Raw genomic sequence first — 12,028 nt, 5'->3', positions numbered from 1 at the left:
TCTCAAAGTCCCCTGGTGGGACCGGCGTAGGGGGCGGCCTCCGCGAGGTACGGGTTGGTGGCGCGCTCCCGGCCGATCGTGGTCTGTGGTCCGTGGCCGGGCAGGACCGCCGTGTCGTCCGGCAGCGGCAGGCACTTGGCCGCCAAGCTGCGCAGGATCGTCGGGTAGTCGCCGCCCGGGAGATCTGTGCGGCCGATGGAGCCGGCGAACAGCAGGTCGCCCGAGAACATCACGTCCGGAATCTCCTCCGTCCGGGGCAGCCTGAACGTCACCGACCCCCTGGTATGGCCCGGAGTGTGGTCGACCGTGAGCTCCATTCCCGCCAGCGTCAGCACCTCGCCGTCGGCGAGCTCGCGCACGTCGTCCGGCTCGGTGAAGGTCAGCCCGCCGAACAGCTGCTGCCGGGTCGCCAGCGCGAGCCCCTTGCCCGGATCGGACAGCAGGTCCCGGTCCTCGGGGTGGATCCAGGCGGGGACGCCGCGCGCGCCGCAGACCGGGGCGACCGACCACATGTGATCGACGTGACCGTGGGTGACCAGCACGGCGACCGGCTTGAGCCGATGCTCTCTCAGCACGTCATCGAGGTCGCCGACGGCGTTCTGCCCCGGATCGACGATGACGCACTCCTCGCCCGCGGCGGGAGCGACGACGTAGCAGTTGGTCTGGAACGACCCTGCGGGGAAGCCGGCGATGAGCATCTGCCTCAGCTGATCTCGTCAAGAATGCGGATGGGAATGTAACCGAAGGGTACCGGTGCGGGTCGGCGGGCTGCGAACCATCGCCCTGTGACCGATACGATTCGCCCACCTCAATATGTGATACTCCGGCACTCGGGAGGGCGAAGCGGTGAGCGGCAAGGACCGCCAGAAGCAGCTGGCGCGCGAGCACTACGAGCGGCAGATGCAGCGGCGCGCGGAGCGCGAGGCCCAGGCCAAGCGGACCGCGATCATCGGCAGCAGCGTGGGCACCGTGGTGGTCGTGGGCGGCGTCATCGCCGCAACGTTCCTGCTCGGCGGGTCGGGAGACTCCACCGCCACGGACACGGCGGCGACCCCTTCGGCGAGCGCGAGCACGGCCGAGCCCGCGGCCTTCGACGCCGCCGCCGGCACCTGCGGCTACGTGCCCGCCGCCGAGAGCGGCCAGGTCAAGGATGTCGGCATGCCCCCGGCGAAGGTCGACACCACACCCAAGACGATGACGCTGAAGACCAACCGGGGCGACATCGTCATCGAGGTGAGCGCCGAGAAGACCCCCTGCACCGTCGGGTCCTTCGCGTTCCTCGCCTCGAAGGACTACTTCGACGGCTCCAAGTGCCACCGCCTGGGCTCCGACCAGTTCCCGGTCCTGCAGTGCGGCGACCCGCTGGCCAAGGCCGACGGCAAGGCCGACACCGACGGCCAGGGCGGCCCCGGCTACCGGTTCGTCAACGAGAACCTGAGCGGCGCGAAGTACACCCGCGGCGTGGTGGCCATGGCCAACAGCGGCCCCGACACCAACGGCAGCCAGTTCTTCATCGTGTACGGCGACGCCGGGCTGCCCCCGAACTACACCCCGTTCGGTACGGTTACCAAGGGCCTGGAGATCGTCGACGAGGTGAACAAGGCCGGCGTCATCACTCCGGGACCCGACGGAACCGGGGCCCCGAAGAAGGCCGTCGAGATCAAAGACGTGACAATGTCCGCCACGAGCTGACGTAATACAACCAGGCATACGGACCCGGGACCGGACGGTCCCGGAAAGGCTGAGGAAAGTGCGGGAGGACACGGTGAGCACCGACCCGTGGGGCCGGGTAGACGACGACGGCACCGTCTACGTGCGTACGGCTGAGGGAGAGCGGGCCGTCGGGTCCTGGCAGGCAGGCGAGCCGGAGGAGGCGCTCGCCTACTTCCGCCGCAAGTTCGACGAGCTGGCCGGGCAGGTCACACTCCTGGAGCAGCGGGTGCGCGGCACCGACCTGCCGCCCGCCCAGGCCGAGGCGACCATCGTCAAGCTCCGTGAGGCGATCACCGACGCGCACGCGGTCGGCGACCTCGACACGCTGCTGGCCCGGCTGAGCGCGCTCACGGAGCTGGTCGCCCAGCGCCGCGAGGAGGTCAAGGCCGCCCGCGACGTGGCCCGCGCCGAGGCCAAGGGCGTCAAGGAGCGGATCGTCGCCGAGGCCGAGCGCATCGCCGAGGACACCACCCACTGGAAGACCGGCGGGGAGCGCCTGCGCCAGCTGGTGGAGGAGTGGAAGGCCGCCGAGCGGATCGACCGGGTCACCGAGGCGGCGCTGTGGAAGCGCCTGTCGGCCGCCCGCACGGCCTTCGCCAAGCGGCGCAAGGCCTACTTCGCGGGCCTGGACGAGCAGCGTGAGGGCGTGCGCTCCACCAAGGAGCGCATCGTGGCCGAGGCCGAGGCCCTGGCCTCCTCCACCGACTGGGGCGCCACCGCCTCGGCCTACCGCGAGCTGATGCGGCAGTGGAAGACGGCCGGCCGCGCCTCCCGCGACGTCGAGGACGAGCTCTGGGGCCGGTTCAAGGGCGCTCAGGACCAGTTCTTCCAGGCCCGCTCCGCGGTCTTCGCCGAGCGGGACGCCTCGCTCGCGGCCAACGCCGAGGTCAAGGAGCAGCTCCTGGCCGAGGCGGAGAAGATCCTGCCGGTCTCCGACGCCCGCACCGCCAGGGCCGCTCTGCGCGGCATCCTGGAGCGCTGGGAGGAGGCCGGTCCGGTCCCCCGCGAGCAGCGCGACCGGCTGGAGGGCGGGCTGCGCAAGGTGGACGAGGCGGTCCGCCGGGCGGAGGAGGCGGAGTGGAAGCGCTCCAACCCCGAGGCCCGCGCCCGCGCGCAGAACACGGTGGACCAGCTCCGCAGGTCCATCGAGCAGCTGGAGGCCCGCCTGTCCAAGGCGCGCGCCGCCGGCAAGGACAAGGACGCCCGGGACGCCGAGGAGGCGCTGACCGCCCGCCGTTCCTGGCTGGAGGAGGCCGAGCGCACGCTCGCCGAGTTCTCCTGACCCGTCGCGCGAAGGACGCGGGAGCCTCCGGGCCCCGCGTCCTCCGCGTCGTGCGCCCGGCTCCCGCCGCCGCACCGGGCGGCCCTCAGCCTCCGGCGCCGCTGACCCGGTAGACGTCGTAGACGCCCTGGATGTTGCGGACGGCCTTCAGGACGTGGCCCAGGTGCTTGGGATCGCCCATCTCGAAGGTGAACTTGCTGATCGCGACGCGGTCGCGGGAGGTCGTCACCGACGCGGACAGGATGTTCACGTGCTGGTCGGAGAGCGTCCGCGTGACGTCGGACAGCAGCCGGGGCCGGTCCAGCGCCTCCACCTGGATGGCGACCAGGAAGACCGAGTCGTCGCCGGGCGACCAGGAGACCTCCACCAGCCGGTCCGGCTCGGCTCTGAGCTGCTCCACGTTGGGGCAGTTGGTGCGGTGCACCGAGACGCCGTGCCCGCGGGTGACGAACCCGACGATGTCGTCGCCGGGGACCGGGGTGCAGCAGCGCGAGAGCCGTACCCAGACGTCGGAGTCGCCGGCGACCACCACGCCCGCTCCGCCGCCGCCGCGGGGACGGCCGCGGAGCTTCGTCGGGACCGAGGTCTCGGCGATGTCCTCCTCGGCGCTCTCCACGCCCCCGATGGACTGCACCAGCTTCTGCACGACCGACTGGGCGGCCACATGGCCCTCTCCGACGGCCGCGTAGAGCGAGGAGACGTCCGGGTAGCGCAGGTCCCTGGCGAGCGCCAGGAGGGACTCTCCGGACATCAGGCGCTGCAGCGGGAGGCCCTGCTTGCGCATGGCCCGGCCGATGGCCTCCTTGCCCGCCTCGATCGCGGTCTCGCGGCGCTCCTTGGAGAACCACTGGCGGATCTTGTTGCGGGCCCGGCCGGACTTGACGAACTTCAGCCAGTCGCGGGACGGGCCCGCGTCCGGCGACTTGGAGGTGAAGATCTCGACGGTGTCGCCGTTGCCCAGCCTGGACTCCAGCGGCACCAGCCGGCCGTTGACCCGGGCGCCGATGCAGCGGTGGCCGACCTCGGTGTGCACGGCGTAGGCGAAGTCGACGGGGGTCGCGCCCTCGGGCAGGGCGATCACCTGGCCCCGGGGGGTGAAGACGTAGACCTCGGAGACCGACAGGTCGAACCGGAGCGACTCCAGGAACTCGCCCGGGTCGGCGGTCTCCTTCTGCCAGTCCAGGAGCTGGCGGAGCCAGGCCATGTCGCTGGCGGGCTTCAGCTTCGCCCCGGGAGGACCGGAGGTGGTCATGTCCTCCTTGTACTTCCAGTGCGCGGCGACGCCGTACTCGGCCCGGTGGTGCATGCCGTGGGTGCGGATCTGCAGCTCCACCGGCTTGCCCTCGGGACCGATCACCGTGGTGTGCAGCGACTGGTACATGTTGAACTTGGGCATCGCGATGTAGTCCTTGAACCGGCCGGGCACCGGGTTCCACCGCGCGTGGATCGTTCCGAGGGCGGCGTAGCAGTCGCGGACCGTGTCGACCAGCACCCGGATGCCCACCAGGTCGTAGATGTCGTCGAAGGCGACGTCGCGCGCGATCATCTTCTGGTAGACCGAGTAGTAGTGCTTGGGCCGGCCCTTGACCTCGGCGCGGATCTTGGCCTCGCGCAGGTCGGCCGAGACGTTCTCGATGACCTCCTGCAGGAACAGGTCCCTGCGGGGAGCGCGCTTGGACACCATCCGGGCGATCTCGTCGTAGCGCTTGGGGTAGAGCATGGCGAACGCGAGGTCCTCCAGCTCCCACTTGATGGTGTTCATGCCCAGCCGGTGGGCGAGCGGCGCGAAGATCTCCAGGGTCTCGCGGGACTTCTGCTGCCGCTTGTGCTCGGGCAGGTAGCGCATGGTGCGCATGTTGTGCAGCCGGTCGGCGAGCTTGATGACCAGCACCCGGATGTCGCGGGACATCGCGACGACCATCTTGCGCACGGTCTCGGCCTGGGCGGCGTCACCGAACTTGACCTTGTCGAGCTTGGTGACGCCGTCGACCAGCAGCGCGATGTTGTCGCCGAAGTCCGCGCGCAGCTCGTCCAGCCCGTAGGCGGTGTCCTCGACGGTGTCGTGCAGCAGCGCGGCGCAGAGCGTCTCGTCGTCGGTGCCCAGCTCGGCCAGGATCGTCGCGACGGCCAGCGGGTGGGTGATGTAGGGGTCGCCGCTCTTGCGCTTCTGGTCGCGGTGGTGGTAGGCCGCCACATCGTAGGCGCGCTCGATCAGCCGCAGGTCTGCCTTCGGATGGGTCGCGCGGACCGTCCGGAACAGCGGCTCAAGCACCGGGTTCATGGCGCCACCCCATTGCCCCCCAAAGCGGGCGAGCCTCCGCCGCACCGCCGGTTTCTCCTCGGTGGCTCCGGACATGGCGGAGCCGGCATCGCCTGCCGGGACGGCCATGTCGGGACCGCCACCGGCGGCGGTCACGTCGGGCACGACCACATCACGGGGCACTCAGACTCCTCACGTTCGAGTCCAGATCCCTCAGTGTATCCAGACCGGCTCGGGTGCTTGCCTGCGCGGGGGTGGATCAGACGATCACAAGGGGGTGCAGCTCGACTCCGGCGAGCCGGTCGCGCCCCTTGAGGAAGGCCAGTTCCATGAGCACGGCGACGGCGACGACCTCGGCGCCCGCCCTGCGGACCAGCTCCACCGCCGCGCACGCCGTGCCGCCGGTGGCGAGCACGTCGTCGACGATCAGGACCCGGTCGCCTGGGGCGAAGGCGTCCCGATGGACCTCGATGGTGGCGGAACCGTACTCCAGATCGTAGGACTCATCAAGTGTCTCCGAGGGGAGTTTCCCCTTCTTCCGCATCGGAACGAAGCCCGCGCCGGCCTTGTAGGCCGCGGGCGCGGCCAGGATGAACCCCCGGGCCTCGATACCGACGATCTTGTCGACCTCGTGGAGCCCGGCGAGCTCGTCCGTCACCGCGGAGAACGCCGCGGGGTCGGCGAGCAGCGGGGTGATGTCCTTGAACAGCACCCCCGGCTTCGGGTAGTCGGGCACGTCGCGGATCCGGTCCAGGATCAGCCTGCTCAGGTCGCTCATGGTCACATCCCTGCTGGAGAACACCGGTGGGTACGGCGCCGCGGTCCCGCCCGCGGGGGCGGGCGCCGCCGTGCGCCTACGGAAAACGCCTCCGCTCCCCTGCCCGGGGAGCGGAGGCGTTCTCACGCCGAGCTACTTCTTCTTGCGCTTCTCGTCCGCCGTCGCGGCCTTGGAGGCCCCGGCGGCGACCGGCTGGCGCACGGCCTTGGCGCCGGACCCGCCGCCCGTGGAGGCGAGCCTGCGGGCGATCGCCTGGTAGCGCGGCTCGCGCTCCTTCAGCGTCACCAGCAGCGGGGTCGCCACGCACAGCGAGGAGTAGGTGCCGACGAGCATTCCCACGAACAGGGCCAGCGAGAGGTCCTTCAGCGTTCCCGCGCCGAACAGCGTGGTGCCGATGAACAGGATCGCCGCCACCGGCAGGATCGCCACCAGGGTGGTGTTCAGCGACCGGATCAGCGTGTGGTTCAGCGCGTCGTTGGCGGCCTGGGTGTAGGTGACCTTCGAGGTCGTGCCGAGCTTGGCGGTGACCTCCTTGATCATGTCGAACACCACGACCGCGTCGTAGAGCGAGTAGCCGAGGATCGTCAGGAAGCCCAGCAGGGTCGCCGGGGTGACCTCGAATCCGGACCAGGCGTAGACGCCCGCGGTGATGACCAGGTCGTGGATCAGGGCGACGATGGCGGCCAGCGCCATCTTCCACTCGAAGGCCATGGTCAGGTAGAGGATGATCGCCAGCATGAAGACGATCAGTCCGATGACGGCCTTGTCGGCGACCTGGCCGCCCCACGAGGCGCCGATCACCTGGAGGGTGACGTCGTCCTGCTGGAGGCCGAACTCCTTGGCGACCGCCTTCTGGACCGCGGTCACCTGCTCGGCCGGGAGGCTCTCGGTGGTGACCCGCCAGCCGTTGTTGGTCGTCTGCGGGATGACCTGGTGGGCGCCGGCGTCGAGGACGGTGCTCCGGACCTCCTCGATGCCGGCCGAGGGGGCCTTGAAGGAGAAGACGGAGCCGCCCTTGAACTCCACGCCCAGGTTCAGGGGGTGGAGGATCAGGCCGGCGATGGAGACGATCAACAGGAAGGCGGACAGTCCGTACCAGAGCTTCTGACGTCCGACGAAGTCGACGTTGACCTCGCCCCGGTACAGGCGGCTTACGAGGCCGGCCATCATGCCTCCTGTGAAACGGTCTTGGGGCCGGCGGCCGGCTGGACGCTCATGCGCTCGGCGTCCAGGCCGGAGAGCGGGTGCCCCTTGGCGAAGAACTTGAGGCGGGCCAGCAGCGCGACGAACGGCTTGGTGAACATGAACACCACGACGATGTCGATCAGCGTGGTCAGGCCCATCGCGAACGCGAACCCGGCCACGCCGCCGACCGCCAGGAAGTACAGCACCAGCGCGGCGATGAACATGACCGCGTCCGCGATCAGGATCGTGCGCCGGGCCCGCACCCAGGCGACCTCGACGGCCGTGCGCAGCGAGCGGCGGCCCTCCTTCATCTCGTCGCGGATCCGCTCGAAGTAGACGATGAACGAGTCCGCGGTGATGCCGATGGAGACGATGAGGCCGATGATGTGCGGCAGCGAGAGCCGGAAGCCCGCGAAGTGGCCGAGCAGCACCACCGCCTGGTAGGTCAGGATCGTGGCGACGGCGAGGCTGAGCACCGAGACGACGCCCAGGCCCCGGTAGTAGAGCATCGAGTAGACGACGACCAGGGCCAGGCCGATCGCACCGGCGATCAGGCCGCCGCGGAGCTGGTCGGCGCCCAGGGTGGAGGAGACCTCCTCGATCGAGCTCTTCTCGAACTTCAGCGGCAGCGCGCCGTACTTGAGCTGGTTGGCCAGCTCGGTGGCGGTCGCCTGGGTGAAGCTGCCGGAGATCTCGGTCCTGCCGCCGGGGATGGGTCCGTTGGAGACGGGCGAGGTGATCACGACGCCGTCGAGGACCACGCCGAGCTGGTTGCGGGGCGGCGCGGCGTTGTAGGCCTGGCCGGTGAGCTTGGCCCACTCGGCCGCGCCCGCGCTCTTGAAGTCGAGGTTGACGACCCACTCGCCGGTCTCGCGGACTCCGGAGGTCGCGCTGCTGATCTCGGACCCCTGGACGGCCGCCTTGTCGAGGACGTACTTGGCCAGGCCGTCCTCGGAGCAGGCGACGATCTGCTTGGCGGGGTCGTCCTGCGCGCCCTGGCCCCTGTCCTTCTTGGAGCAGTCGAGCTCCTGGAACTGCTTGAGCACCGCCGGGTCGATGCCGGTGGGGTCGACCCCCGCCATCGGGTCGCTGACCGGCTGCTCGGACGGGGCGGCGCTCCCGCTCGGCGAAGCCGAGGGGGCCGTGCTCGCGGCCGGAGTGGTCGACGGAGCCGCGCTGGGGGCGGCCGAGGGCTTGGCCGTGGGGTTGGCCGAGGGGTCGGCCGAGGGGTTGGTCAGCGCCTCGGACAGGCCGCGCCCGGCGGGCGAGGCGCTCGCGTCGGGCGCCGCGGTCGCGGTCGCGGACGGCTTCGGCGTGCGGGTGTTCTTCTTCTGCCCAGTGGCCGTGGGCGAGGCGGACGGCGTCGGCGCCTGGGTGGGCAGCTCGCCCGTGGAGACGGCCGACCCGTCCGTGACCGCCAGCACCTGGCGGAAGCGCAGCTCCGCGGTGGTGCCGACCAGCTCGACGACTTCCTCCTGCCCGACGCCGGGGACGGAGATGACGATGTTCGTACCTGCTTTGACGACCTCGGCGTCGGAGATGCCGCTGCCGTTCACCCGGTCACGGATGATGTTCACGGCCAGGTCGATGCTCTCCTCGGAGGGATCGCTCCCGTCCGGGGTGAGGGGCTGCAGCGTCACCGTCGTGCCGCCGGCGAGGTCGAGGCCATACTCGGGGGTGAGCGCCTTGTTCAGGAACATCACCCCGCCCATGGCGAGAATGAGCGCCAGAAGCACCAGGAGCATGCGCCCCGGTCTGCTCTGGCCACTGGTCGGTCGGGCCACTGGTCGTCAGTTCTTTCGGCTATAGGGGATTGGAGGTGATCCTGCTCAGGACTTCTTGGTGGTGGAGTCCTGGTCGCCGCCCTGCTGCTCGGGGGTCTCCACCGCGTCGTGGTCGACGGCCTTGAGGTCCTCTTCGGTGTCCTCGACCGGGGTCAGCACGCGTCCGATGGCGGCCTTGACCCAGCGGGTCTGGATCCCGTCGGCGATCTCCAGGATCACGTCGTCCGCGTCGATCTCCACCACGGTCGCGAAGAGACCGGTGGTGGTCATGACCCGCGTCCCGGGCGTGAGGGAGTTCTGCATCTGGATCTGCTCCTGCTGCCGCTTGCGCTGCGGGCGGATCAGCAGGAAGTAGAAGACCACGACCATCAGAGCGATCATGATGAGGCTTGAGTAGTTGCCGCCCATGGGGCCGCTCCTTCGCTTAAGAATGACCGGCCTGGCGCCGGACGTCGTATACGGCCACGCCGCTCAGCACGTCAGCCTACACAGCCAGCCAAGCCACGGAGTTTAGGCGAGCTGTTCGGAGCGCGGCAACGAGGGCACGAACCAGCACGGGGAGAAGTTCCCGTTTCGAGACCCTTGTCATTGATCCGTGATCGTTCCTGTACGGCTCCCGCACGAAAAGCCGACGCCGGGGCTGCACCGCCAGGATCAGGACCGCTCCGTCAGGTCGGCGGCGACCGCGGCGCCGAAGGCGTCCGGCGGCGGGGTCATGCCCAGATGGATCCAGGCCGCGGCGGTCGCGACCCGGCCCCGGGGCGTGCGGGCCAGCAGACCCTGCCGCACCAGGAACGGCTCCGCCACCACCTCGACGGTCTCCGGCTCCTCCCCCACCGCGACGGCCAGCGTGGACAGGCCGACCGGGCCGCCGCCGAACCTGCGCAGCAGCGCGCCCAGCACCGCCCGGTCCAGCCGGTCCAGCCCCTGCGCGTCGACCTCGTAGAGGTTCAGCGCGGCCGAGGCCACCTCCTTCGTGATCACTCCTTCGGCGCGGACCTCGGCGAAGTCGCGGACCCGGCGCAGCAGCCGGTTGGCGATCCGGGGAGTGCCCCGCGACCGCCCGGCGATCTCGTGCGCCGCGTCGCCGGGGAGCTCCAGTCCGAGCAGGCGCGCCGAGCGGTTCAGCACCTGCTCCAGCTCGGCGGCCTCGTAGAAGTCCATGTGCGCGACGAACCCGAACCGGTCGCGCAGCGGCGCCGGCAGCAGACCCGCCCTGGTGGTCGCCCCCACCAGCGTGAACGGCGCGATCTCCAGCGGGATCGCGGTCGCGCCCGGCCCCTTGCCCACCACGATGTCGACCCGGAAGTCCTCCATCGCGAGGTAGAGCATCTCCTCCGCCGGGCGGGCCATGCGGTGGATCTCGTCGATGAACAGGACCTCGCCCTCCGACAGCGTCGAGAGGATCGCCGCGAGGTCGCCGGCCCGTTCCAGCGCGGGCCCGGAGGTGATGCGGAGCGGCACGCCCAGCTCGGTAGCGATGATCATCGAGAGGGTCGTCTTGCCCAGCCCCGGCGAGCCGCTCATCAGCACGTGGTCCGGCGGCCGGTTGCGGCGCAGCGCGCTGTGCAGCACCAGCGAGAGCTGCTCGCGCACCCGCGCCTGGCCGATGAACTCCTCCAGCCGCCTGGGCCGCAGCGCCGCCTCGATCAGCCGCTCGTCGCCCTCGGCCTCCGCCGAGACCAGGTCCCGTTCCGAACTCACGTCAGCCTGCCTTCACTCGAACGGGGGTCGTCTGCTCGCCCCGGCCTGCCGGACCGCCCCCGGTCCGCTCCGCGGGCGGCCGCGGGGACCCCGTCATCGGAGACCCCGTCATCGGAGACTCAGCATCCGGAGCGCGGCCTTGAGCAGCGCCGCCACCTGCGGGGCCCTGCCCTCCGCCAGCGCGGCGTCGGCCTGCGGGCTCACCGCGGCGACGGCCTCGTCGGCGTCCCTGGCCGAGTAGCCGAGGCCGACCAGGCCGGAGTGGACCTGGTCCCGCCAGGCGGGCGCGGCGGCGCGGCCGTCGAGGGCGGCGCTGACGGCCTCCTCGGGGGCGCCGAGCTTGTCCTTGAGATCCACGATGATCCGCTGCGCCCCCTTGGGGCCCACTCCGGGAACCCGGGTCAGCGCCTTGACGTCGGCGCTCGCCACGGCCACCCGGAGACCGTTGGGCGTGTGCACGGCCAGCATCGCCAGCGCCACCTTGGGCCCGACCCCGCTGGCGCCCTGCACCAGCTCGAAGATCCGGCGCTCGTCGTCGTCGGCGAAGCCGTACAGGGTGAGGGAGTCTTCGCGGACCACCAGCGAGGTGGCCAGCCGCGTCTCCTCCCCCGCGCGCAGCGTCGCGAGCGTGGCCGGCGTGCAGTGCACCAGCACCCCTATCCCGCCGACCTCGACCACCGCCCCGTCGGGCATGATCGCGGTCACCCGTCCCCGCACCGAGGCGATCACTGCGCGCTCCCTCTCGAACGTCCGGCGCGGCCGCGGCCGCGGAAGTAGGCCGCCGCGGTGGTGCCCGTGCCCGCCGAGGACCGGGCCAGCGCCTCGGCCAGCCGGTTCTGCGCCCCGCCCCGCCACACGTGGCAGATGGCGAGGGCGAGGGCGTCGGCGGCGTCGGCGGGCCTGGGCATCTCGTCGAGCCGGAGCAGCCGGGTCACCATGGTGCCCACCTGCTTCTTGTCGGCCGTGCCGCTGCCGGTGATGGCGGCCTTCACCTCCGACGGGGTGTGCAGCGCGACGGGGATCCCCCGTCGCGAGGCGCACAGGATCGCGACGGCCGAGGCCTGCGCGGTGCCCATCACGGTCCTGAGGTTGTGCTGGGCGAAGACCCGCTCGACGGCGACCGCGTCGGGCCCGACCTCGTCGAGCCACTGCTCGATCCCGGCCTCCACCGCCACCAGCCGGGCTCCGATCTCGTCGTCGGCCGAGGTTCGCACGACCCCGACCTTGACCAGGCTCAGGGGCGCGCCCGGCCGTCCCTCCACCGCGCCGAGCCCGCACCGGGTCAGCCCCGGATCGACCCCCATCACCCGCAGCTCGGGCAC

General features: G+C 71.1%; 11 protein-coding genes. 2 read left to right on the top strand and 9 right to left on the bottom strand.

Annotated features, from left to right (window positions below; all coding sequences use genetic code 11):
- Positions 1-2: 2 nt before the first annotated feature.
- A complete protein-coding gene (locus tag FHS22_RS28890; RefSeq protein ID WP_184946790.1) occupies positions 3-698 on the bottom strand; it encodes an MBL fold metallo-hydrolase in 696 nt (231 codons plus the stop codon).
- Between the two features lie 148 nt (positions 699-846).
- Between FHS22_RS28890 and FHS22_RS28885 the strand changes: the two genes are divergently transcribed.
- Both FHS22_RS28885 and FHS22_RS28880 read left to right on the top strand, forming a co-directional pair.
- Positions 847-1,692 (top strand): peptidylprolyl isomerase, encoded by an 846-nt coding sequence (locus tag FHS22_RS28885; RefSeq protein WP_184946788.1) that lies wholly within the window; start codon positions 847-849, stop codon positions 1,690-1,692.
- A gap of 73 nt (positions 1,693-1,765) precedes the next feature.
- Positions 1,766-2,995 carry a DUF349 domain-containing protein gene (locus FHS22_RS28880; RefSeq protein ID WP_184946785.1) on the top strand — a complete coding sequence of 410 codons (1,230 nt, stop codon included), beginning with the start codon at positions 1,766-1,768 and terminating at the stop codon, positions 2,993-2,995.
- A gap of 85 nt (positions 2,996-3,080) precedes the next feature.
- Here FHS22_RS28880 and FHS22_RS28875 read toward each other — a convergent pair whose 3' ends face one another.
- The 8 genes from FHS22_RS28875 to ruvC all read right to left on the bottom strand — a co-directional run bounded on the left by FHS22_RS28875 (position 3,081) and on the right by ruvC (position 12,019).
- On the bottom strand, positions 3,081-5,384 hold the full coding sequence (locus FHS22_RS28875; RefSeq protein WP_420830027.1) for a RelA/SpoT family protein: 2,304 nt from the start codon (positions 5,382-5,384) through the stop codon (positions 3,081-3,083).
- 130 nt (positions 5,385-5,514) lie between these two features.
- Positions 5,515-6,033: an adenine phosphoribosyltransferase gene (locus tag FHS22_RS28870; protein WP_184946781.1), complete on the bottom strand. Its 519-nt coding sequence runs from the start codon at positions 6,031-6,033 to the stop codon at positions 5,515-5,517.
- 132 nt (positions 6,034-6,165) lie between these two features.
- Positions 6,166-7,200, bottom strand: a complete 1,035-nt coding sequence (gene secF, locus FHS22_RS28865) for a protein translocase subunit SecF (protein WP_184946779.1) — start codon at positions 7,198-7,200, stop codon at positions 6,166-6,168.
- Positions 7,200-8,963: a protein translocase subunit SecD gene (secD, locus tag FHS22_RS28860; protein ID WP_184946777.1), complete on the bottom strand. Its 1,764-nt coding sequence runs from the start codon at positions 8,961-8,963 to the stop codon at positions 7,200-7,202. Before secD ends, secF begins: the two co-directional genes overlap by 1 nt.
- Positions 8,964-9,047: 84 nt before the next feature.
- The gene (yajC, locus tag FHS22_RS28855; RefSeq protein WP_184946775.1) at positions 9,048-9,410 is read right to left on the bottom strand and encodes a preprotein translocase subunit YajC; all 363 of its coding nucleotides are present in this window, start codon (positions 9,408-9,410) and stop codon (positions 9,048-9,050) included.
- Between the two features lie 246 nt (positions 9,411-9,656).
- Positions 9,657-10,706 carry a Holliday junction branch migration DNA helicase RuvB gene (gene ruvB / locus FHS22_RS28850; RefSeq protein WP_184946773.1) on the bottom strand — a complete coding sequence of 350 codons (1,050 nt, stop codon included), beginning with the start codon at positions 10,704-10,706 and terminating at the stop codon, positions 9,657-9,659.
- A gap of 108 nt (positions 10,707-10,814) precedes the next feature.
- On the bottom strand, positions 10,815-11,435 hold the full coding sequence (gene ruvA, locus FHS22_RS28845) for a Holliday junction branch migration protein RuvA (protein WP_184946771.1): 621 nt from the start codon (positions 11,433-11,435) through the stop codon (positions 10,815-10,817).
- Positions 11,432-12,019, bottom strand: coding sequence for a crossover junction endodeoxyribonuclease RuvC (gene ruvC / locus FHS22_RS28840; protein ID WP_184946860.1), 588 nt, complete (start codon positions 12,017-12,019; stop codon positions 11,432-11,434). Before ruvC ends, ruvA begins: the two co-directional genes overlap by 4 nt.
- Positions 12,020-12,028: the final 9 nt, after the last annotated feature.

The organism is Thiemannella venezuelensis, assembly GCF_014203605.1.
GTDB classification, from domain to species: domain Bacteria; phylum Actinomycetota; class Actinomycetes; order Streptosporangiales; family Streptosporangiaceae; genus Planomonospora_A; species Planomonospora_A venezuelensis.
The sequence above is the reverse complement of the archived record's forward strand: the minus strand, read 5'-3'. Positions and strand labels throughout refer to the sequence as shown.